Here is a 21,589-nt window from a genome sequence, read left to right as displayed (position 1 = left end):
ATAATTCAATATCACTCAGGTATAAATGAAATGGAATTTCGTAATCTGACGCCATTCTCAGTGATGGAATATGCGATGGCCGATAAACATGGCGAGCGGTATCACGTCATTGCCATGAAAACCGGTTTTCGTATTGTGCCGGACGGTGATGGCCAGTGGCGGACTCTGCTGATGGAATATCCGGCGCTGCCGTTATGCCTGGAAGATAAATTTTTCGGGGAATTAAATACTTCTCCGGTGAGGCAGGAAAGTGACCTTGCCCCCTTCAAACCCGTTTGCGACATCATCGTTAATGGAACGGCTTACACCCCGAATGGCGTCGCTGCGCCAGAAACGCTCGCCGGTGTATTAATACACGCCCCATCGGGTGAAATGATACTGGACAAAAGACTGCTTATCACCGGCCAGCATTTTTACCGGCAACAGCCAATAACCGGACAATGGCATGAAACAGAGCCGGAGCCATTTACCTCCCTGCCGCTGAATTATCACTACGCCTTTGGCGGTGAATGTCGCATCGAACCTGACAGCGAATATGCTGACCGCATCCCGGCAGAATACCGTCTTACCGACGAACAACGGCGCGTACACCCTGAACCATATAATCCCCCGCTGGCACACACGGTCTGCCCGGTAAACCCTCTGGGGCTGGGCTTTATACAGCCGTGGTATCAGCAGGCCGGTAAAATCCAGCAGGCCGAAGCGCCCCGAATCATCTCTGTTGAATATCCATTCACCCTTCATCATTTTATTGCCTGCCTGGACGGGAAAGCAGACGGGTCTGCACCTGAATTTCAGCCTGCGGGTTTTGGTGCCATTGGCCGTACATGGCTACCCCGGCTGCCGCTGGCCGGGACTTATGACCGGGAATGGCTGGAAAACCGCCATCCAGGCCTGCCGGAGGATTTTAATTTCCGCTACTGGAACGCAGCCCCGCATGACCAGCAAATTCCTTTTCCGGCCCCCGGTACAAGGTTCGTCCTGAGTGGCCTGCATCCTGAGGGTGATATCAGTTTTACCTTACCCGCCAGTCGGGCCGCCATTCTGCTGCGGATGGACTCTGGCGAATGTATTCCGCAGATGATGTGGACCGACACGCTGCTTATTGACACGGACGCCCTGACCATCGAACAGACCTGGCGATGTCTGTTACCCGTTAATTCGTCAGTGCGGGTGATGGAAGCCCGTTATCACGTGACAGGAGAAGAATGATGGCGAAGAATTATATCGCCCGCCAGGACGGGCTGTGGACGGCCATCAGCCTGACACCGGATGTCTGTAAAACCCCGATGGGCCCGGCCACGCCGCCCGTCCCTTATCCTGTTACCGCCAGTCTGGGTGATGCGGTGCGGGTTGTCCCGTCAGTCAAAGCGAACGGACACCCGGTGCTGGTACTGGATCAAAGTTTCGTTCCCGCGACAAAAGGCGATGAGCCGGGTGTGGCTAAGGGAGTGAAGAGCGGTACGGTGGGTGATATCTGCGAACCGCTGGAACACAGCACCACCTTCAGAGTCAGCGGCAGGCCCGTTCTGCGTCACTTTGATACGTTCTGGATGAACGCCCGCAATACCACCGGCATCATTATCGGCCAGCCACCTGCCGCCAGTATCATGGCAAAAGAGGCAGACCCGGAAATCAGATCTGAAACTGCGGAAGAGCAGACGTTTATGGACACGCTGTCCCGTGCTTATGAACGCGAAGCTGAGTCACGAAGACTGGAAGCGCAGTCCATGGCTGAAACAGCGCAGGCAATTAAGCAACAAGTCACTGATTTTTTTACCGATCATAGTCAGGATGGCGTAATGAACAGCGCGGCTATTGGCGCAATGCTCAACGCCGCTGCCCGTTACAATACAACGCCGGAAGCCGCGCAAAACATGGCAGAGCAGGTTGGTGGGGAAGCGCTGGACACCTTTAATGCCATGAATACGCCTGAAAATCAGGGGCTGATGACTACCGCGCAAAGTCTGTTCATGGCTTTTTCACTGAGAACTGCCGGTGGCGCAGACATGGATGGCGCCATCATAAAAGGGAAGGGAAAAAGAAAGGCCGGACAGGGGGAAGAGTTTGAGGGTGACTTCCTGACGTGCCGCAGCGATCCGGTTGATGTGGTGAGTGGCAGTCTGCTCCAGCAACTGAATGTCCTGCACATTCCGGGTTCTGTCCCGCTCGGACTGTCACGGTTTTACCGCTCACGCGCCAAGAAAAAGGGTTTGTTTGGAGGCATGTGGTCAGATGACTGGTCCCAGTCGCTGACGTTACAAAACGATAATCTGTGTTTTACCGACCATGAAGGCGTGGTACTCCGGTACCCCATGCCACAGGATGGTGTTTTTCACGGGGCCGTTAATTCCCGTCAGACGCGTTACCGGTTATCCGGTATCATGCGCAGTGAGCTCACCCTCTTTGACCGCCGCTCACAGCAGACGCGAGTTTTTTCTCCGACAGACGCCGGTATTTACTTACTGTCTGCCATTCACGACAGCTACGGCAACCGGATTGATTTTATCCGCACAGAAACACAACTGACAGAAATCCGCCACAGCGACGGTTACACCCTCGTGCTCGACTGGCAGCAACAGCAGCTAATGAGCATTGACCTGGTCGTGCCGCAGCGCCAGCGGCTGGTGACCTGTAAATACGACGATAACGGCTTTCTGGCGGAGTGTGACACGTTCCAGTTCACGCACCTGTGGCACGAATATACCCCAGAGGGTCTGATGACCCGCTGGCAGGACACGGATAAAACCCAGGTTAATTATCGCTATGATGAAGCAGGCCGGGTCACCCATGTCTCCACGCCGGAAGGCTATTATAACGACCACTTTGTCTATAACGATGAGGAACACTGCACCACCTACCTTGATGCCGAAGGCGGGGAAACCCGCTACTGGTATAACGAAGATGGCCTGGTCACCCGCAGCCTCGACCCGCTGGGCCGGGAAGAAATCACCGTCTGGGAGAACACGCAGCTTCAGTCCCGCACCGATGCGCTGGGACGTACTACGCAATATCAGTACAACGACGAAGGCGATATCCGCCAGATTGCTCTGCCGGGCGGCTACAGTCTGTATTACGACTATAACGAACACGGTCAACTCACCCGGCTGACCGCACCGGGTAATCAGGTCTGGCGGTGGGCTTACGACGAGAAAGGCAGTATCGTCAGCCTGACCGACCCGCTGGGACGTCAGCAGCAGTTCAGCTACAGCAAACAGGGCGATTTACTCCGGCAGATTATGCCGGGCGGTGCCACCTGGCAGTGGAATTACAATGCACTGCATCAGCTCAGGGAGACCACCGCGCCGGACGGCGGCGTGACGCAGACCGAACAGGACGTTCTGGGCAGACTGCTGAGCGTGAAAGACCCGCTGGGCTTCACCACCCTGTTCCGCCACAGTCAGAGCCATGCCGGGCCTCAGGGCAGCGTGGAAGAAATCAGCCGCCCGGACGGTGTGCGCGAACTGATGCGCCAGAACAGCGAAAAGCTGCCGGAAAGCGTCACCGATGGCGAAGGTAAAACCACCCGCTACGAATATGGCGCGTTTGACCTGCTGACCGCTGTTGTCCGCCCGGACGGCGAACGGCTGGAGTGCCGTTACGATAAACTCACCCGCCTGACTGAAATCACCAACGCCGAAGGTGAACGCTACCGCCTCGAATACGATAAAGCCGGGCAGCTTGTCGCTGAAACCGACTTTACCGGGCGCACGTTAACCTATAGCTATGATGCCGCCGGGCGCTGCATCTGCACCACCTTCCCCGACGGCACTCACCTGAACCGCCAGTACAGTGTCACAAACCAGGTGACCCACGAGGAAGTGACCCAGGGCGGCAGTGACCGGGTACTCAGTCGTACAACGTTTACTTACGATACTCTCTGCCGCCTGACAGAAGCCCGCAACGACGATGCCACCGTCACGTATGAATATGACGACGCCAGCCGGGTCACTGCCGAAACCCTTAACGGCAGGCGCACTGAATATCAGTACGATGCCGTACAGGATACGGTCTCGCAGCGCACCACCGCCGGTATTACTGAGCACTTTACCCGCAGTCTTATGGGTGACCTGACCTCGTGGCAGATAGCGGACCATGCTCCCCTGATTTTTGAGCACGACCTGTGCGGCCAGGAAATATCGCGGCAGAGTGAAGCCGGGTTCAGCCTCCGCCAGAGTTACACTCACACCGGGATGCTGACGGAACAGCAGGCTGGTGACCTGAACGAACAGAATCCGCACTACCGGCGCAATAACACCCTGCACCGCCAGTGGCTGTATGACAAAGCGTACAACCTGACGATGATATCGGACTCGCTGCGCGGAACGATGGTCAACAGCGTGACGGCAAACGACCAGATAAGCCACGCCACCTGGACCGGCAGCAGTAACATCCCCATGCAGGAAGAGCGCTTTACTTACGACCAGAATCTTAATATCTCCCGCCGCCAGACCTGGATGAATGAGGTGATGGAAAGTGAGGCGCACCAGCGCCAGCTGCATGGCCGGGTGACGTCCAGGGAGTACAAAGAATGGCGGCACTCAACACATCGTATAAACCCTGACAGCGGGATGCCGGAAGAAGGTAAATTTGTCAGAGTCATCCGGGATGAGCAGACCACCTGGAAATACGATGCTAATGGTCGCCTGGTGGAAAACGGGTTGATAAAGGCGGCTACCGCCCACTCCAGTGGCGCTACCGCTGGGATGCACGAAGTCAGCTTACCGGGCTGGAAACACCAGAGGGCGAACGCTGGGAGTACAAATACGACCCGTTCGGCAGGCGCATCAGCAAGCGCTGCATTAACCGGGATAAACCCGGCAGGGATTTTCACTGGAACGGTGACCAGCTAACGGGCGAGATTCCTGTTGGTCCTGATGGTAAACCGGAAGATGAAAATGCCATTCGCTGGATTTACGAACCGGGCAGCTTCACGCCACTGGCACGTTATGAGAAAAGACAGCTGCACTATGCAGTGACTGATGCAGTTGGACGTATTCAGGAACTGCTGACGGAAGACGGTACGATAGTCTGGCGCGGTAAGCAACAACTCTGGGGCCGTGAAGAAGGCAGGAACAAAGATGATGCGCCCGCCTGTCGCCTGCGTTTTCCGGGACAGTATGAGGATGCTGAATCGAGACTGTACTACAACCGGTTCCGGTACTATGATTGCGGGACAGGGCAGTATCTGTGCGCGGACCCGATAGGGCTACGTGGGGGTATTAATCCCTATAGTTACGTATCGAATCCACTAAAATATATCGACCTGCTTGGATTGGCTTGCGTATGTCCAGATAAAGCAAATCGTTTATTAGATTCTGGTGCAAGTAAAGTTACGGTCAGATCAAGAAGCGATGCAGAGCAACTATTCTTGGATCGGTATGTTGGTGATGGATATAGGAATATGACTGGCGAAAGTGGTCCCAGTACTAAAAACCTAATGGACTTTCTGACAAATAACAAAACCAAAGCAGGTACTTATCATTGGGATGATGTAATGGATTCATCGAATCCAGGTAGAGTTGCAGGTCATGGGCCGGGAAATCCTGATGGAGATCTTCCTCATCTCCAGATACATCAGCATGATGGTAAAGTAATACATATATTCTTCCCATGGGAGTAATCGGGGTATTTATATGAAACATAAAAATATAGATCATCTATTACGCGGTAGAACGCTCCTTCTTGAAGTAGCATCTGGTAGTATTGATTATAGAACGTGGGTTGAGGTTTCATTGGTGGATGAATTAAAACCAATCTATCCATTCAGAACAGATAGCTATGCAATGCTAGGTAATTCTCCATATTCAAATTATTGTGATTATGATAGCGCTGCCTTTAAATTAAGAAAATCATCTTTTTTAGTATCAGATATAGAAAATGATTTTGACCCATCATACGATATGGTCGGAAACTATATAAAATTAAATACAGTAGATGATTTAATTAGATACTTAGATGAAAATAAATTATCTATAGATAATTTTGTTGATTCATCCTATGTTGATGATTATCCGTTATAAATCCCATGTCGGGAAGGTCGTTATGATCTTCCCGGCTTTTATTATTTAATCCCCGCTCACCACACTTTTTATTCCCTTCTTAATACTCTTCACAGACTGCTTCACCTGATAAAGTTCCTTCCGTAATTCCCTCACTTCGTCTGTCTCCACAATCAGAGTCAAGCATCCTTCCGAAACCTTCACGGTCACGCTCGTCCCGGTATCAAATCCCGCTTCCTTTAACCAGTCGCCTTTAAGGTGCAGGCTGGGGCTGCGCGAGTAATAGGTGGTCATGCCGGTTTTGCTGTTTTCGTGGCGGACGCTGACATAGCCCACCTGGTAATGACGCTGGGTTTTGGAAATGGTGACTTCTGGCGTAATATCGTGTTCAGCCATGATTAACTACCTCGATTAGTTGCTTGTGGTGAGCGGCGGTAATCACCCCGCGCCAGCCGTCACGGGTTCCCATGATCCGCACTGTAGGCGCAGCGTTACTGCGTAACGGCGGTGTGTGCTGCGGGCCTCTGGCGGGGCCAGCCGCTGCGCGTCTGGCCCCGCAACGGCAGCATAATAATGCGCGGATCGCGTGTGGGTGCTATGATGACCGGGCGTTAAAACGCACGTCGGGAAAGTTGGGTTAACGTGCTGTTAAATAAGTAAAAGGTGATGACCGGGAAGCCAGAAACGGCGCGGGCGGTAGCGTGTTAAAAAGTATGATGGCACCGGAATCGCTCCTATGACCCGATAGGGCTGGCGGGGGGACTGAATCCTTACGCTTACGTACCAAATCCATTAAAATATGTAGATCCGCTGGGATTGGCTTGTTGTCCACCTAAATTTGGATCTAGAAATGAAGCTTTCAGAGCTGCGAAAAGAGATACTGGTATTCCAATGAATCAACAACCAGATAGAATATTTAATTCTAAAACTGGATTTTATGGTGATCACAGAAATGTACCAATGACTGATTCCAGAAAAAATCCTATTTTTGATAGCAATGGCAAACAAGTTTGGACAAGAGAATATCAATTTACCAGATCGGATGGCTCTAAAATTATCATCCAGGACCACTCTGCTGGACACTCTTATCCTAATGGAATAGGAGATCAAGGTTCTCATTTAAAAGTAAGACCAATCGAAAATATTCGAACGGGTTCGGTTCCTGGTACATTGGATCATTATGAATTTTGAGGAGGGCATCGTGTACTGGAATGATATTGATGGTAGCGTGTTGTTTAATAAGGTTTTCACCAAAAATATTGAAGTAAATGAAATCGATATTTTTGACATCAAAATAGATCGTGAAGCTGCTACGGTATTAATAACTTTTGACTTAGTTAATGAATTACCAGATAACCCGCCCCCGAAATGGGTTAAAGGTTATAATAGATGTAGATGCGGTATAAATTGTAGCGGAGTTAAATATTTAAAAATAGATGGCATGTCTATAGATATGTTGGCAAAAATAGAGATAGATACTAATAACAATGAGGTTTTAGTAAAAGGAACTGATATTTTTTTAAATCTTAAGTGTTCTCACATACAACTGATGGGGCCTTCAGTATATATCAGTCAATAAAATAAAAGTCGGGACAGATCTTAAATCTTCCCGGCTTTTTTATTATTTAATTTTCGTTCAATCCACTAAACAATCACGTCCTTAATCTCCTTAACCACCTGTTTAGCCTGATAAAGCTGCTCCCGCAGCTCCCGCCCCCCTCCGAGATCTTCACTGTCACGCCGCGCCCGGTCTCAAATCCCGCCTCTTCCAGCCAGTCGCCTTTAAGGTGCAGGCTGGGGAGCGTGTATATCCCATGGGGACTTTGGTTTTACGGTTAGCGCGGGAAATACCTACATAGCCGACTTTATGACCGATATACCTTTTGGTTACATAGATGAAAACGGACGGCAGAGAAAAAGGGAATGACAGGTCCTGGTGGTATACTGACGAGGTATAGCAATACCACCTGAAAAATCACTCCAACCTGTTGTTAATTAGGATATAATTTTATGAAACGGGTTTCAGGTGCCTGACAGGTCTTAATCTGTGCAATCAACGTAGCAACATGCTTCACCAGGCAATAATGGTCACCAGTGTCACTGCAAAATTGCTCACTCACCAAAAATATTATTGCTCAAACAGCAAAAGACTTTGCACATTTTGCTAATTTCACCGCACCGCTGGTGGGAGTAAAATCGTCCTCAAACGTATTTCCTTGAGGACACAAAATGGGCAACATTCTGATTATCAACGGGGCGAAAAAATTCGGCCATTCTAATGGTCAACTGAATGACACCCTGACCGAGGTCGCGGACGGTATCCTGCGCGACCTCGGGCATGATGTTAAAGTCGTACGCGCAGACAGCGATTATGACGTAAAAGCAGAAGTGCAGAATTTCGTCTGGGCCGATGCGGTTATCTGGCAGATGCCTGGCTGGTGGATGGGCGCACCGTGGACCGTGAAAAAATACATCGATGACGTGTTTACCGAAGGTCACGGTACGCTGTACGCCAGCGACGGCCGCACACGTTCAGATGCCTCTAAAAAATACGGCTCCGGCGGGCTGATTCAGGGCAAAAAATACATGCTGTCCCTGACCTGGAACGCACCGATGGAAGCCTTCACTGAAAAAGACCAGTTCTTCCATGGCGTTGGCGTTGATGGCGTCTATCTCCCTTTCCATAAAGCAAACCAGTTCCTGGGAATGGAAGCGCTGCCGACCTTTATCACCAATGACGTGATTAAAATGCCGGACGTCCCGCGTTATATCGCAGAATATCGCAAGCATCTGACCGAAATTTTTGGTTAACTGGTAACCTGGAATTAGAAGGAGTTAACCATGCTTACCGTTATTGCAGAAATCCGTACACGTCCAGGTCAACATCACCGCCAGGCGGTACTGGATCAGTTTGCCAAAATCGTTCCGACCGTACTGAAAGAAGAAGGCTGCCACGGCTATGCGCCGATGGTGGATCATGCCGCAGGTGTGAGTTTTCAGACTACAGCACCAGATTCAATCGTGATGGTTGAGCAGTGGGAAAGCATCGCGCATCTTGAAGCGCATTTGCAGACCCCGCATATGAAAGCCTACAGCGAAGCCGTGAAAGGTGACGTGCTGGACATGAATATTCGTATTCTGGAGTCGGGCATTTAAGATTGTCGATTTGCCGGGTGACGCTTAGCTATCCGGCATAAATCGCTTCGTCAGATGAGAGCCGGATAAGGCATTTTACGCCCGTCTCCGGCTTTTCTACATGCAATTACCCTTCGAGATCCGCCAGGTCGCCTTTCTCCTGCAACCAGTTACGACGATCTTCAGAACGCTTCTTGGCCAGCAGCATATCCATCATTGCGTTGGTACGCTGATCGTCTTCATCATCGATAATGAGCTGCACCAGGCGACGGGTGTTCGGATCCAGCGTAGTTTCACGAAGCTGCATCGGGTTCATTTCACCCAGACCTTTAAAGCGCTGCACGTTCGGCTTGCCTTTCTTACGCTTTAACTGCTCCAGTACGCCCGCTTTCTCTTCTTCCGTCAGCGCGTAATAGACCTCTTTGCCGAGGTCGATACGGTATAACGGCGGCAGCGCCACGTAGACGTGACCGTGTTTCACCAGCGTGCGGAAGTGCTTCACAAACAGCGCGCACAGCAGCGTAGCGATGTGCAGACCATCGGAGTCCGCATCCGCCAGGATACAGATCTTGCCGTAGCGCAATTGGCTCAGATCGTCGCTGTCCGGATCGATACCGATCGCCACGGAAATATCGTGAACTTCCTGCGAAGCCAGCACTTCATCGGAAGAGACTTCCCAGGTATTGAGGATCTTACCTTTCAGCGGCATGATCGCCTGATATTCACGATCGCGCGCCTGCTTGGCCGATCCGCCCGCCGAGTCACCTTCGACAAGGAACAGTTCGGTGCGATTAAGATCCTGTGCGGTACAGTCCGCCAGTTTACCCGGCAGTGCCGGACCGCTGGTCAGCTTTTTACGCACTACTTTTTTCGCTGCACGCAGACGACGCTGCGCGCTGGAAATCGCCATCTCAGCCAGCAGTTCGGCTGACTGCACGTTCTGGTTCAGCCACAGGCTGAATGCATCTTTCACCACGCCAGAGACGAATGCCGCACACTGACGCGAAGAGAGGCGCTCTTTGGTTTGTCCGGCAAACTGCGGATCCTGCATTTTTACCGACAGCACGTAAGCACAGCGATCCCAGATATCTTCCGCCGACAGCTTCACGCCACGCGGCAGGATGTTACGGTATTCGCAGAACTCGCGCATCGCATCCAGCAGTCCCTGACGCAGACCGTTAACGTGCGTACCGCCCTGCATGGTTGGGATCAGGTTCACATAGCTTTCGGTCAGCAGCTCGCCGCCTTCCGGCAGCCAGAGCAGCGCCCAGTCCACCGTCTCCGTCTCACCGCTGAAATTACCGATAAACGGTTTTTCCGGCAGCGTCGGTAGGCCATTCACCGCTTCGCTCAGATAGTCATTTAAACCATCCTGGTAGCACCAGCGCTGTTCGCTGTTGTTGACCTCATCCTTAAAAGTGATCTCAACGCCTGGGCACAGTACCGCTTTTGCTTTCAGTACGTGCGTTAAGCGCGAAACAGAAAAACGCGGGCTGTCAAAGAAGCTTTCATCCGGCCAGAAGTGCACGCTGGTCCCGGTATTGCGTTTGCCGCAGGTACCGACAACCTGTAAATCCTGCACTTTATCGCCATTCTCAAACGCGATGTTGTATACCTGCCCGTCGCGGCGCACGTTCACTTCCACACGTTTGGACAGGGCGTTAACAACGGAGATACCCACACCGTGCAGACCACCAGAGAACTGGTAGTTCTTGTTAGAGAACTTGCCGCCCGCGTGCAGACGACAGAGGATCAGCTCAACCGCCGGAACGCCTTCTTCAGGGTGAATATCTACCGGCATGCCGCGTCCGTCATCAATGACTTCCAGAGACTGGTCGGCATGTAAGATCACGTCCACGCGTTTTGCGTGGCCCGCCAGTGCTTCATCCACACTGTTATCAATCACTTCCTGCCCAAGATGGTTCGGACGGGTCGTATCGGTGTACATCCCAGGGCGACGGCGTACCGGCTCAAGCCCAGTGAGTACCTCAATGGCATCAGCGTTATAAGTTTGCGTCATGGTTTAAATAAGCAATTCGAATTGATCGTCAGAAACTGTGCAGTCCAAGGAAATCGACAATCGGGTTGAAATAATCTTCGAAGCCCGTGAATGCGTGGTTTCCGCCCTCAATAACTGTCTGACGGCAGGAGGCGTAATATGCCACCGCCTGGCGGTAGTCCAACACTTCATCGCCCGTTTGTTGGAGCAGCCAGATCAAATCCGGCGCTTCCAGCGGGTCAATCTGCATGACTTTAAGATCGTAAATATGGCGTGACTCTAGCACATATTGCTGCCCCGTGTAGGGGTTCTCGTTTTGACCGAGATAGTCGACCAGCAGTTCATAAGGCCGTACGGCAGGGTTCACCACCACTGCCGGCAGCATAAAACATTGCGACAGCCAGGTGGCGTAATAGCCGCCTAAAGAGGAACCGACAATCCCCAGCGACTCTCCGCCGTGTTCAAGAATGATCGATTCCAGCATCTCTGCGGCTTGCGCAGGATACGGAGGTAGCTGCGGCACGATCATCTCAACGTGCGGGTGGTGTTCCGCCAGCCAGTTTTTCAGTAAACACGCCTTCGCCGAACGAGGAGAGCTATTAAATCCGTGAAGATAGAGAAGCGTAGACATCAGTAGCCTTCTGAAGCGGTATCAGGGTGGAACCGATTACCCTGCAGACGACGTACCTGAGTCTGCAACGTCCCGTCGGCAAAAAGCTCCAGCGTCCGCCAGCCTGGGCTGATGGTATCCAATGTGAAGTTGGAACAGTGCGGTTTAAATTGCACGCAGGTCGACGGCGTCGCCAGCAGACGGCGACCGTTCCAGTCCAGATCCAGTTCCTGATGAATATGCCCGCACAATAGATACCTGGCGCGAGGATAATTCACCAGCACGTTATCCAGCTCAGCGGCATTACGCAGACTGTGCTGATCGAGCCAGCTGCAGCCCGCAGGCAGAGGATGATGATGCAGAAGCAGCAAGGTATTACGCTCTGGCGCATCAGCAAGTTTACGCTCCAGCCATTCGAGCTGGAATTCACTTAACTCACCGTGGGGAACGCCGAACACCTGGCTGTCGAGCAGCAAGATTTGCCACTGTTCGCCAATGAAAACGCGTTTGGCCGGGGAAATGCCCGCATCCTGCAGCGCGCTGTACATTGCCGGCTGAAAATCGTGATTGCCCGGTAGCCAAACGCAGGGCGCACGAAAACTTGCGATGCCCTCAGCAAAATGCTGATAAGCCGCAGCGGATTGATCCTGCGCCAAATCACCCGTCGCGACGATCAGATCGTACTCAGGCGACTCTGCATGTATTGCATCCAGTACGGATTGATAGCTGTCCCAGGTGTTCACACCCAGCAGCGTTTCATGCTTTTCGGCAAACAGGTGAGTGTCTGTAATTTGTAAGATCCTGACTCTGGCCTCACCAGCCAAAGGAAGGGTTAACAGGCTTTCCAAATGGTGTCCTTAGGTTTCACGACGCTAATAAACCGGAATCGCCATCGCTCCATGTGCTAAACAGTACCGTAACCAGTCGGCCAAAAACTGATTAATTTGATGCTTTTCGTCGCGTTGATGCAACTTTTTATTTGGATAATCATACCGCGCTTTGAAGCGAAAGATCTGCTGACTTGAACACACTTCAGCCACCCTTGCGTCATGATACAGGCGCACGGTCAATGAAGGCAGGCTCCAGTATGTGACGGCCGGTGCCGTTTGTTCGATCGCAACAAGCGTAGTGTATCGGGTCGATTCCACGATCGTTAACCGATATTGTGCGTTTGCTACCTGATAGCTCACTGTTTCACCGGCTGCTTCATTACGTGGCAGCAGGCGGCGCAATTGCGAATAGTTGGTTTCGCACAGACGCATCATTTCAGGGAAGTCAGGTGTGTAACGCTTCATTTTTTCCACTCAGTTTTTAACTCTTGATAGTGCAGCTGTAACCATTGCAAGGCGATGACAGACGCTGCGTTGTCGATTTTCCCCTCTTCTACCCATTGGTAAGCCTGTTCCCGGCTTACCACATGAACACGAATATCTTCGTTTTCATCAGCCAGACCATGGATCCCGCTCGCGGTCGTGGCGTCCACTTCGCCGACTAAAATAGACAGGCGCTCACTGGTGCCACCCGGGCTTGCCAGATAGCTCAGAACGGGCTTCGTCCGCTTAACTTCCAGCCCGGCCTCTTCCATTGCTTCACGACGGGCTACATCTTCAACGGTTTCGCCCTCTTCGATCATCCCGGCCACCATTTCCAGTAACCACGGGCTTTCGCTGGTATCAAATGCCGCGATACGGATCTGCTCGACCAGCACAACTTCATCTCGCTCAGGGTCAAAGGGTAGCAAGACTGCCGCGTGTCCGCGCTCAAAAATTTCGCGCGTTACCTCGCCGCTCATCCCCCCGTTAAACAGGCGATGGCGAAACCGATAAAGATCCAGTGAAAAAAAACCGCGGTATAGCTTTTCTCGTGCAATAATTTCTACATCATTTTTAGTGAAAGTCATTGGCAAGTTGTCTGGTTTACGCATTGTGCTGTCCTGAAACCAATAGTGATTAAAATGTGAATTTCAAGGTCGTTTGACTGATGTTTGAACGCCCTTGTGTTAAATTGATGCAAATTAACGCCGTATGGCACGTAACGCCAACTTTTTGAAGTGGCGGATTCTGCTAGAATCAGCAAATATTTTTACAATTTGATCAGCGCTAAATACTGCTTCACAACAAGGAATGCAAATGAAGAAATTGCTCCCCATCCTTATCGGCCTGAGCCTGTCGGGGTTCAGTACTTTGAGCCAGGCAGAAAACCTGATGCAGGTTTATCAGCAAGCACGCCTGAGCAACCCGGAATTGCGTAAATCCGCCGCCGATCGCGATGCTGCATTCGAAAAAATTAACGAAGCGCGTAGCCCATTACTGCCGCAACTGGGTTTAGGTGCCGATTACACCTACAGCAATGGCTACCGTGATGCAAATGGCGTCAACTCCAACGCCACCAGCGCATCTTTGCAGTTAACTCAGTCTATTTTTGACATGTCTAAATGGCGTGCCCTGACGCTGCAAGAAAAATCAGCGGGCATCCAGGACGTGACCTATCAGACCGATCAGCAAACGCTGATCCTGAATACCGCCACGGCCTATTTTAACGTACTAAACGCAATTGACGTGCTTTCTTACACTCAGGCACAGAAAGATGCGGTCTATCGTCAGTTAGATCAGACCACTCAGCGTTTTAACGTTGGCCTGGTTGCCATCACTGACGTACAAAACGCCCGTTCACAATACGATACTGTACTGGCGAATGAAGTTACCGCGCGTAACAATCTGGATAACGCGGTAGAACAGCTGCGCCAGGTAACCGGTAACTACTATCCGGAACTGGCTTCACTGAACGTTGATGGTTTTAAAACCAACAAACCGCAGGCGGTGAACGCGCTGCTGAAAGAAGCAGAAAACCGCAACCTGTCGTTATTGCAGGCCCGTTTGAGCCAGGATCTGGCACGTGAGCAGATTCGTCTGGCGCAGGATGGTCATTTACCGACCCTGGATTTGACCGCCTCTACCGGGGTATCTGACACCTCGTACAGCGGGTCTAAAACCAACACCTCCCAGTATGACGACAGCAACATGGGCCAGAATAAAATCGGTCTGAGCTTCTCACTGCCGCTGTACCAGGGCGGAATGGTTAACTCGCAGGTGAAACAAGCGCAGTACAACTTTGTTGGCGCGAGTGAACAACTGGAAAGCGCACACCGCAGCGTGGTGCAGACCGTTCGTTCTTCGTTCAACAACATTAATGCGTCTATCAGTAGCATTAACGCGTACAAACAAGCGGTTGTCTCTGCACAAAGTTCTTTGGATGCGATGGAAGCTGGCTATTCCGTAGGTACACGTACCATTGTGGATGTGTTGGATGCCACCACCACGCTGTACAACGCCAAGCAGCAACTGGCGAATGCGCGTTATACCTATCTTATTAACCAGTTAAACGTCAAATCTGCGCTCGGTACGCTGAACGAGCAGGATCTGGTGGCACTAAACAATACGCTGGGTAAACCAGTATCCACGACTCCGGATACGATCGCGCCGGAAAACGCGCAGCAAGATGCCGCGGCGGACGGTTATACGTCCAACAGCGCGACGCCTGCGGCACAGCCGACAGCAGCACGTTCAACCAGCAGCACCGGCAACAACCCGTTCCGTAACTGATGCTGATGACGGGGCTTCGGCCCCGTCTGAACGTAAGACAACGTAAAGATCCGCCCCTTCTTCCGCATTCTCGCCTCTTACCGCTTCAATTTCGACCAGTCATCCTCTATTCTGAGCAGAGTTACCACTGGGTACTGGAAGACATAAATGAAACGGACAAAATCTATACATCACGCCTCGTTCCGCAAAAGCTGGAGCGCGCGCCATCTGACTCCTGTCGCCCTGGCAGTTACCGCTGTGTTTATGCTCGCGGGCTGTGAAAAGAGCGACGAAACGGTTTCGCTTTATCAGAACGCTGACGACTGCTCTGCGGCGAATCCGGGTAAAAGCGCCGAATGTACTACCGCGTTTAACAATGCGCTGAAAGAAGCTGAACGTACCGCGCCAAAATACGCCACTCGTGAAGACTGTATCGCTGAATTCGGCGAAGGCCAGTGCCAGCAGGCTCCTGCGCAAGCAGGTATGGCGCCGACCGGTGAAGGCCAGGCTCAAGCGCAGAATCAAAGCAGCGGCAGCTTCTGGATGCCGCTGATGGCAGGCTACATGATGGGTCGACTGATGGGCGGCGGAATGGGCGCTCAGCAACCGCTGTTCAGCTCGAAAAACCCAGCCAGCCCGGCTTACGGCAAATACACGGATGCCAGCGGTAAAAACTACGGCGCAGCAACGCCGGGTCGCACCATGACCGTACCGAAAACCGCTATGGCACCGAAACCTGCCACCACCTCTACCGTAACCCGCGGCGGATTTGGTGAATCTGTGGCCAAACAGAGCACCATGCAGCGTAGCGCAAGCGGTACCACCACACGTTCAATGGGTGGCTGATCGTCATGGAAAGAGTCAGTATTGTTGAGCGCCCGGACTGGCGCGACAAAGCCACCGAATACGGTTTCAATTTTCACACTATGTACGGCGAACCGTACTGGTGTGAAGAAGCGTACTATAAGCTCACTCTTGCTCAGGTTGAAAAGCTGGAAGAGGTCACCGCAGAGCTGCATCAAATGTGCCTCAAGGTGGTGGAAAAGGTCATCGCCAGCGATGAGTTGATGACCAAGTTTCGCATTCCGAAGCATACCTGGGGCTTTGTCCGCCAGTCCTGGCAGACACAGCAACCGTCGCTCTATTCACGTCTCGATCTGGCGTGGGACGGCACGGGTGAACCCAAGCTTTTAGAAAACAACGCCGATACGCCAACCTCGCTGTACGAAGCCGCGTTTTTCCAGTGGATCTGGCTGGAAGATCAGCTCAATGCGGGCAACCTGCCGGAAGGCAGCGATCAGTTCAACAGTCTGCAGGAAAAACTGATCGAGCGTTTCACCGAGCTGCGTGAGCAGTATGGTTTTCAACTGCTTCATCTGACCTGCTGTCGTGATACGGTAGAAGATCGCGGTACGATCCAGTATCTGCAGGATTGCGCTGCCGAAGCTGAGATCGCTACAGAATTCCTCTATGTAGAAGATATTGGTCTTGGTGAAAAAGGTCAGTTCACCGATATGCAGGATCAGGTGATTTCTAACCTGTTCAAGCTCTATCCTTGGGAATTCATGCTGCGTGAAATGTTCTCCACCAAGCTGGAAGATGCTGGCGTTCGCTGGCTGGAACCGGCCTGGAAGAGCATTATCTCCAACAAAGCACTGTTGCCGCTGTTATGGGAAATGTTCCCGGACCATCCGAACCTGCTGCCAGCGTACTTCGCCGAAGACGACCATCCGCAGATGGATAAATTCGTCGTAAAACCGATCTTCTCGCGCGAGGGGGCTAATGTCTCCATCGTTGAGAACGGTAAAACGATCGAATCCGTGGAAGGACCGTACGGTGAAGAAGGCATGATCGTGCAGCAGTTCCATCAGCTACCGAAGTTTGGCGACAGCTATATGCTGATTGGCAGCTGGCTAATCAACGATCAACCAGCTGGGATCGGCATTCGTGAAGACCGCGCGTTGATCACGCAGGATCTGTCACGTTTCTATCCGCATATTTTTGTCGAATGATTGAAAGTGCCGGGTGGTGGCTTCGCCTTACCCGGCCTACGACGCGAACTTAATGCCCGATAAGCGCAGTGCCATCGGGCATTCATCATCCAACCTGCACCGACAACATACTTAAACTTCCCATCTCAATACCATCTACCGGGATCGTGACAGACTCTTTACCGTCCCAAGCCCCGAGTACATACAGCAGCGGCAGATAGTGATCCGGCGTCGGGTTCGACAACGATCCACCTTCATGATCGAGATAGTTCACCAATGGGTGCTGCTCAACCGGTCCCTGCCATGTCAGGTTTGCCTTAACATAGTCATTGAATGAAGTCGCCCACGGATAAGGCGTGTTCTCACCGTGCCAACGCGCAGTGCGCAGGTTATGCACCACGTTACCACTGGCCACCAGCATAATGCCCTCATCACGCAGCGCCGCCAGCTTACGGCCCATCTCAAAATGCCATGACGCGGGTTTGGTGCTGTCGATACTCAACTGCACCATCGGAATGTCCGCATTCGGATACATCTTGATCAGCACGCCCCAGGAACCGTGGTCAAAACCCCAGGCTTCTTTGTCCAGGGTCACAGGCACTGGAGCAAGTAAGTCAACCAGATGCTGCGCCAGTTCAGGCGAGCCAGGAGCCGGGTAATGGGTGTCATATAATGCTTGCGGAAAACCGCCAAAATCGTGGATCGTTTTGGGGGCTTCCATCGCTGTCACACCCGTTCCACGGGTGAACCAGTGCGCCGAGACAACCACAATGGCTTTCGGACGCGGCAACGTTTCCCCCAGTTGCTGCCAGGCACGGGTATAAACGTTATCTTCCAGAACATTCATCGGGCTACCGTGACCCAAAAACAATGCTGGCATACGAGTTGAAGACATGATGATATCCTTACTGAGGGAGTCATTTTGATACCACCACAATACGCTTATTCGGTTGATGAAGAACTCAGATAACCATGATGAAGATCATCAGTTATTTTGACGATCTAACCCGGACAGCAGATTGATAAGGAGTTTTATTTGTCGATGTCAGTACCTTTACTTCTGACTTTACTGGCAGGTGCCGCCACGTTTATCGGCGCATTTCTCGGCGTGTTAGGGCAAAAACCGTCTAACCGCGTTCTCGCCTTTTCTTTAGGCTTCGCCGCCGGGATTATGTTACTGATCTCCCTTATGGAGATGCTACCTGCTGCGCTGGCCGCTGAAGGTATGTCGCCAGTGCTGGGCTACGGAATGTTTATCGTCGGCTTACTGGGCTACTTTGGCCTGGACCGTCTATTGCCGCACGCGCACCCTCAGGATCTGGTACAAAAAACAACGCAGCCTCTACCCGGCTCTATTAAACGCACCGCGATTTTATTAACGCTCGGCATCAGCCTGCACAACTTTCCTGAAGGGATTGCGACGTTTGTTACCGCCAGTAGCAACCTTGAGCTGGGCTTTGGTATTGCCCTCGCTGTTGCATTGCACAATATTCCTGAAGGATTAGCGGTGGCGGGTCCCGTCTATGCCGCCACAGGCTCCAAACGTACGGCGATATTCTGGGCAGGGATTTCAGGTATGGCAGAAATACTGGGCGGCGTACTGGCGTGGTTAATTCTCGGTAGCCTGATATCACCGGTGGTGATGGCGGCAATAATGGCGGCAGTCGCAGGTATTATGGTGGCGCTGTCCGTCGATGAATTGATGCCGTTGGCAAAAGAGATCGATCCCAATAATAATCCCAGCTATGGGGTGTTATGTGGAATGTCGGTGATGGGATTAAGCCTCGTCATCCTCCAGTCAATGGGAATCGGATAATCCAGAGGGCGGATGCCACCCTGCAAATTTACAGCATCCGCTCATCCATAGCAGAATATGAAGGACTAATCCTGTTCCTTAATCGCGCTGTTATCTTCACCAGCGCGACGAAAGAGTTTGTTTCGCGCTTCAAGTAAGGCATCTCTGTCCTGGCGGAATGCCCGACAATAACGTTTCATATGGCAATAATAACCCACCGCAATGAGTGCAATTAATACAATCCAATACCAGGCAATAAACATTCTTTTACCCTTAAAATTTAACATCATTAAACATTTAACGTTAAAATTTTACACAAACTTATTCTGACATACTCATATAGTGGCATATTTCAGAAACAAATATATGATTTCGATCATATAAATCAGCGGCTACGCTATTAGCCAAACTCGTTATAAACAATTAAAACAATGTCGACAAGATCACACTACGCAATAATAAATATTGTTCTTAAAATATCTCACTCATACTATCAAAAAAAATAATAAAAATTAGTTTCTGCAGAATAATACATTTCATCAATATTAATTAATGCATTACAAAAGTAGTATTAGCAATGCTGCTTTATTTTATCAAAACAGTAAAAACATAATATATTCAGCAAGATTATATTTATAGGTAATATAAGGAGATATATCCATGTTTACACAATACCGAAAAACACTTCTGGCAGGGACTCTGGCACTGACATTTGGATTAGCAGCAGGAAACTCTCTTGCCGCTGGTTTTCAACCGGCCCAACCTGCAGGAAAATTGGGCGCAATAGTAGTTGACCCTTATGGAAATGCCCCACTTACTGCGCTGGTTGAATTAGATAGCCACGTTATTTCAGATGTTAAAGTTACCGTCCATGGTAAAGGTGAAAAAGGCGTTCCGGTGACTTATACCGTCGGCAAAGAGTCACTCGCCACGTACGATGGCATTCCTATTTTTGGCCTTTATCAAAAGTTCGCAAATAAGGTAACCGTTGAATATAAAGAAAACGGTAAGGCCATGAAAGATGATTATGTGGTGCAAACTTCCGCCATCGTAAATCACTACATGGATAACCGCTCAATATCTGATTTACAGCAAACAAAAGTGATTAAAGTAGCACCGGGTTTTGAAGATCGTCTTTATCTGGTGAATACCCACACCTTTACCCCGCAGGGGGCGGAATTCCACTGGCATGGTGAAAAAGATAAAAATGCCGGCATCCTGGATGCGGGTCCAGCTGGCGGCGCACTCCCCTTTGATATCGCACCCTTTACCTTTGTCATCGATACGGAAGGTGAATATCGGTGGTGGCTGGATCAGGACACCTTCTATGACGGCCATGACATGGATATCAACAAGCGCGGCTACCTGATGGGTATTCGTGAAACACCGCGAGGCACCTTCACCGCCGTCCAGGGCCAGCACTGGTATGAATTCGATATGCTGGGGCAAATTCTTGCCGACCATAAGCTGCCTCGCGGATTCCTGGATGCTTCACATGAGTCGGTCGAAACAGTGAACGGCACCGTACTGCTTCGCGTGGGTAAACGCGATTATCGCAAAGAAGATGGCCTTCACGTACATACCATCCGCGACCAGATTATTGAAGTCGATAAATCTGGACGTGTTGTTGACGTATGGGATCTGACACAAATTCTCGACCCGATGCGTGACGCGCTGCTGGGTGCTCTGGACGCAGGCGCGGTATGCGTCAACGTGGATCTCGCTCACGCAGGTCAACAGGCGAAACTGGAGCCAGATACCCCCTATGGTGACGCCCTCGGCGTTGGTGCGGGCCGTAACTGGGCTCACGTAAACTCCATTGCCTATGACGCTAAAGATGACTCCATCATTCTTTCTTCCCGCCATCAGGGTGTCGTCAAAATCGGTCGTGATAAACAGGTTAAATGGATCCTGGCACCGTCTAAAGGCTGGAATAAGGCGCTGGCAAGCAAACTGTTAAAACCGGTTGATGATAAGGGCAACGCGCTGAAGTGTGATGAAAACGGTAAGTGCGAGAATACTGATTTCGATTTTACCTACACCCAACACACCGCCTGGCTCTCCAGCAAAGGAACACTAACCATCTTTGACAATGGCGATGGCCGTGGACTCGAACAACCGGCTCTACCTACAATGAAATACTCCCGATTCGTCGAATATAAAATTGACGAGAAAAAAGGAACCGTTCAGCAGGTTTGGGAATACGGGAAAGAGCGCGGTTATGATTTCTACAGTCCTATCACGTCGGTAATTGAATATCAAAAAGACCGCGACACGATGTTTGGATTTGGTGGTTCTATTAATTTATTTGACGTTGGACAGCCAACCATCGGCAAAATCAACGAAATTGACTACAAAACAAAAGAAGTCAAAGTCGAAATTGATGTCCTTTCCGATAAACCAAACCAAACTCACTACCGCGCATTACTGGTTCGCCCACAACAAATGTTTAAATAATTTCGTTAGATTAAGGATT

General features: G+C 51.1%; 21 protein-coding genes and 2 pseudogenes. 14 read left to right on the top strand and 9 right to left on the bottom strand.

The window, feature by feature from the left end:
• Positions 1-30 precede the first annotated feature (30 nt).
• From ACHHZ7_RS10565 to ACHHZ7_RS10550, 4 genes and pseudogenes are all read left to right on the top strand, one after another.
• Positions 31-1,212, top strand: a complete 1,182-nt coding sequence (locus ACHHZ7_RS10565) for a DUF2169 domain-containing protein (protein WP_060683224.1) — start codon at positions 31-33, stop codon at positions 1,210-1,212.
• Positions 1,209-3,929, top strand: a pseudogene (locus tag ACHHZ7_RS10560) (PAAR-like domain-containing protein); the annotation flags it as partial. The gene ACHHZ7_RS10565 and the pseudogene ACHHZ7_RS10560, both read left to right, overlap by 4 nt.
• Before the next feature lie 1,046 nt (positions 3,930-4,975).
• Positions 4,976-5,623, top strand: coding sequence for an RHS repeat-associated core domain-containing protein (locus ACHHZ7_RS10555; protein ID WP_225623084.1), 648 nt, complete (start codon positions 4,976-4,978; stop codon positions 5,621-5,623).
• A 13-nt stretch (positions 5,624-5,636) separates the two neighbouring features.
• Complete coding sequence (locus ACHHZ7_RS10550; protein WP_225623085.1) at positions 5,637-6,023, top strand: hypothetical protein; 387 nt, start codon at positions 5,637-5,639, stop codon at positions 6,021-6,023.
• A gap of 45 nt (positions 6,024-6,068) precedes the next feature.
• Here ACHHZ7_RS10550 and ACHHZ7_RS10545 read toward each other — a convergent pair whose 3' ends face one another.
• The gene (locus ACHHZ7_RS10545) at positions 6,069-6,398 is read right to left on the bottom strand and encodes a SymE family type I addiction module toxin (protein ID WP_060683223.1); all 330 of its coding nucleotides are present in this window, start codon (positions 6,396-6,398) and stop codon (positions 6,069-6,071) included.
• Between the two features lie 71 nt (positions 6,399-6,469).
• On the opposite strand from ACHHZ7_RS10545, the gene ACHHZ7_RS10540 reads away from it, so the two are divergent.
• From ACHHZ7_RS10540 to ACHHZ7_RS10530, 3 genes are all read left to right on the top strand, one after another.
• Entirely contained in the window at positions 6,470-6,643 is a 174-nt protein-coding gene (locus tag ACHHZ7_RS10540) for a hypothetical protein (RefSeq protein WP_164091706.1), read from the top strand.
• A 250-nt stretch (positions 6,644-6,893) separates the two neighbouring features.
• Positions 6,894-7,193 carry an HNH/endonuclease VII fold putative polymorphic toxin gene (locus ACHHZ7_RS10535; protein WP_081003614.1) on the top strand — a complete coding sequence of 100 codons (300 nt, stop codon included), beginning with the start codon at positions 6,894-6,896 and terminating at the stop codon, positions 7,191-7,193.
• A gap of 10 nt (positions 7,194-7,203) precedes the next feature.
• A complete protein-coding gene (locus ACHHZ7_RS10530) occupies positions 7,204-7,581 on the top strand; it encodes an Imm50 family immunity protein (RefSeq protein WP_060683774.1) in 378 nt (125 codons plus the stop codon).
• A 46-nt stretch (positions 7,582-7,627) separates the two neighbouring features.
• On the opposite strand, the pseudogene ACHHZ7_RS10525 reads toward ACHHZ7_RS10530, so the two are convergent.
• Positions 7,628-7,932, bottom strand: a pseudogene (locus ACHHZ7_RS10525) (SymE family type I addiction module toxin).
• A 299-nt stretch (positions 7,933-8,231) separates the two neighbouring features.
• Between ACHHZ7_RS10525 and ACHHZ7_RS10520 the strand changes: the two are divergent.
• Positions 8,232-8,813, top strand: coding sequence for an NAD(P)H-dependent oxidoreductase (locus tag ACHHZ7_RS10520; RefSeq protein WP_060683222.1), 582 nt, complete (start codon positions 8,232-8,234; stop codon positions 8,811-8,813).
• Between the two features lie 30 nt (positions 8,814-8,843).
• Entirely contained in the window at positions 8,844-9,158 is a 315-nt protein-coding gene (locus ACHHZ7_RS10515; RefSeq protein ID WP_003024557.1) for a putative quinol monooxygenase, read from the top strand.
• Between the two features lie 106 nt (positions 9,159-9,264).
• Here the strand turns inward: ACHHZ7_RS10515 and parE are convergent, their stop codons facing one another.
• Genes parE through nudF form a run of 5 tightly spaced genes read right to left on the bottom strand, consistent with a single transcriptional unit; the run spans position 9,265 to position 13,670 of the window.
• Positions 9,265-11,157 (bottom strand): DNA topoisomerase IV subunit B, encoded by a 1,893-nt coding sequence (gene parE, locus ACHHZ7_RS10510; RefSeq protein WP_003024571.1) that lies wholly within the window; start codon positions 11,155-11,157, stop codon positions 9,265-9,267.
• Positions 11,158-11,185: 28 nt separating this feature from the next.
• The gene (yqiA, locus tag ACHHZ7_RS10505) at positions 11,186-11,767 is read right to left on the bottom strand and encodes an esterase YqiA (protein ID WP_003024575.1); all 582 of its coding nucleotides are present in this window, start codon (positions 11,765-11,767) and stop codon (positions 11,186-11,188) included.
• The gene (gene cpdA / locus ACHHZ7_RS10500; RefSeq protein ID WP_008785825.1) at positions 11,767-12,594 is read right to left on the bottom strand and encodes a 3',5'-cyclic-AMP phosphodiesterase; all 828 of its coding nucleotides are present in this window, start codon (positions 12,592-12,594) and stop codon (positions 11,767-11,769) included. Before cpdA ends, yqiA begins: the two co-directional genes overlap by 1 nt.
• 24 nt (positions 12,595-12,618) lie before the next feature.
• Positions 12,619-13,041, bottom strand: a complete 423-nt coding sequence (locus ACHHZ7_RS10495) for a DUF1249 family protein (protein ID WP_060683221.1) — start codon at positions 13,039-13,041, stop codon at positions 12,619-12,621.
• Positions 13,038-13,670 carry an ADP-ribose diphosphatase gene (gene nudF, locus ACHHZ7_RS10490; protein WP_032945031.1) on the bottom strand — a complete coding sequence of 211 codons (633 nt, stop codon included), beginning with the start codon at positions 13,668-13,670 and terminating at the stop codon, positions 13,038-13,040. Before nudF ends, ACHHZ7_RS10495 begins: the two co-directional genes overlap by 4 nt.
• Positions 13,671-13,869: 199 nt before the next feature.
• Here nudF and tolC point away from each other — a divergent pair, with 199 nt between their 5' ends.
• From tolC to ACHHZ7_RS10475, 3 genes are all read left to right on the top strand, one after another.
• Positions 13,870-15,348: an outer membrane channel protein TolC gene (gene tolC / locus ACHHZ7_RS10485; protein WP_100247260.1), complete on the top strand. Its 1,479-nt coding sequence runs from the start codon at positions 13,870-13,872 to the stop codon at positions 15,346-15,348.
• Between the two features lie 147 nt (positions 15,349-15,495).
• Entirely contained in the window at positions 15,496-16,173 is a 678-nt protein-coding gene (locus ACHHZ7_RS10480; protein ID WP_003024591.1) for a DUF1190 family protein, read from the top strand.
• Positions 16,174-16,178: 5 nt separating this feature from the next.
• Positions 16,179-17,339 carry a glutathionylspermidine synthase family protein gene (locus tag ACHHZ7_RS10475; RefSeq protein WP_060683220.1) on the top strand — a complete coding sequence of 387 codons (1,161 nt, stop codon included), beginning with the start codon at positions 16,179-16,181 and terminating at the stop codon, positions 17,337-17,339.
• An 85-nt stretch (positions 17,340-17,424) separates the two neighbouring features.
• Here the strand turns inward: ACHHZ7_RS10475 and ygiD are convergent, their stop codons facing one another.
• On the bottom strand, positions 17,425-18,213 hold the full coding sequence (ygiD, locus tag ACHHZ7_RS10470) for a 4,5-DOPA dioxygenase extradiol (RefSeq protein ID WP_032945034.1): 789 nt from the start codon (positions 18,211-18,213) through the stop codon (positions 17,425-17,427).
• Between the two features lie 147 nt (positions 18,214-18,360).
• Between ygiD and zupT the strand changes: the two genes are divergently transcribed.
• Positions 18,361-19,134, top strand: coding sequence for a zinc transporter ZupT (gene zupT / locus ACHHZ7_RS10465; RefSeq protein WP_003024600.1), 774 nt, complete (start codon positions 18,361-18,363; stop codon positions 19,132-19,134).
• Between the two features lie 65 nt (positions 19,135-19,199).
• On the opposite strand, the gene ACHHZ7_RS10460 is transcribed toward zupT, so the two are convergent.
• On the bottom strand, positions 19,200-19,376 hold the full coding sequence (locus tag ACHHZ7_RS10460) for a hypothetical protein (RefSeq protein ID WP_071845265.1): 177 nt from the start codon (positions 19,374-19,376) through the stop codon (positions 19,200-19,202).
• Between the two features lie 397 nt (positions 19,377-19,773).
• Here ACHHZ7_RS10460 and ACHHZ7_RS10455 point away from each other — a divergent pair, with 397 nt between their 5' ends.
• Positions 19,774-21,570 (top strand): aryl-sulfate sulfotransferase, encoded by a 1,797-nt coding sequence (locus ACHHZ7_RS10455; RefSeq protein WP_192464006.1) that lies wholly within the window; start codon positions 19,774-19,776, stop codon positions 21,568-21,570.
• The last annotated feature ends 19 nt before the right edge of the window (positions 21,571-21,589 follow it).

Origin of the sequence: Citrobacter freundii complex sp. 2024EL-00216 (assembly GCF_043945515.1) — a bacterium.
Lineage (GTDB): Bacteria > Pseudomonadota > Gammaproteobacteria > Enterobacterales > Enterobacteriaceae > Citrobacter > Citrobacter portucalensis.
This window is presented reverse-complemented; position numbering and strand designations above follow the sequence as displayed.

Coding starts and splice junctions, on each gene's coding strand:
- ACHHZ7_RS10545 (WP_060683223.1), bottom strand. CDS start 6,398: ATGGCTGAACACGATATTACGCCAGAAGTCACCATTTCCAAAACCCAG.
- ACHHZ7_RS10550 (WP_225623085.1), top strand. CDS start 5,637: ATGAAACATAAAAATATAGATCATCTATTACGCGGTAGAACGCTCCTT.
- ACHHZ7_RS10515 (WP_003024557.1), top strand. CDS start 8,844: ATGCTTACCGTTATTGCAGAAATCCGTACACGTCCAGGTCAACATCAC.
- ACHHZ7_RS10520 (WP_060683222.1), top strand. CDS start 8,232: ATGGGCAACATTCTGATTATCAACGGGGCGAAAAAATTCGGCCATTCT.
- tolC (WP_100247260.1), top strand. CDS start 13,870: ATGCAAATGAAGAAATTGCTCCCCATCCTTATCGGCCTGAGCCTGTCG.
- ACHHZ7_RS10565 (WP_060683224.1), top strand. CDS start 31: ATGGAATTTCGTAATCTGACGCCATTCTCAGTGATGGAATATGCGATG.
- zupT (WP_003024600.1), top strand. CDS start 18,361: ATGTCAGTACCTTTACTTCTGACTTTACTGGCAGGTGCCGCCACGTTT.
- ACHHZ7_RS10540 (WP_164091706.1), top strand. CDS start 6,470: ATGATCCGCACTGTAGGCGCAGCGTTACTGCGTAACGGCGGTGTGTGC.
- nudF (WP_032945031.1), bottom strand. CDS start 13,670: ATGCGTAAACCAGACAACTTGCCAATGACTTTCACTAAAAATGATGTA.
- ACHHZ7_RS10460 (WP_071845265.1), bottom strand. CDS start 19,376: ATGTTTATTGCCTGGTATTGGATTGTATTAATTGCACTCATTGCGGTG.
- parE (WP_003024571.1), bottom strand. CDS start 11,157: ATGACGCAAACTTATAACGCTGATGCCATTGAGGTACTCACTGGGCTT.
- ACHHZ7_RS10535 (WP_081003614.1), top strand. CDS start 6,894: ATGAATCAACAACCAGATAGAATATTTAATTCTAAAACTGGATTTTAT.
- ygiD (WP_032945034.1), bottom strand. CDS start 18,213: ATGTCTTCAACTCGTATGCCAGCATTGTTTTTGGGTCACGGTAGCCCG.
- yqiA (WP_003024575.1), bottom strand. CDS start 11,767: ATGTCTACGCTTCTCTATCTTCACGGATTTAATAGCTCTCCTCGTTCG.
- ACHHZ7_RS10495 (WP_060683221.1), bottom strand. CDS start 13,041: ATGAAGCGTTACACACCTGACTTCCCTGAAATGATGCGTCTGTGCGAA.
- ACHHZ7_RS10480 (WP_003024591.1), top strand. CDS start 15,496: ATGAAACGGACAAAATCTATACATCACGCCTCGTTCCGCAAAAGCTGG.
- ACHHZ7_RS10455 (WP_192464006.1), top strand. CDS start 19,774: ATGTTTACACAATACCGAAAAACACTTCTGGCAGGGACTCTGGCACTG.
- ACHHZ7_RS10475 (WP_060683220.1), top strand. CDS start 16,179: ATGGAAAGAGTCAGTATTGTTGAGCGCCCGGACTGGCGCGACAAAGCC.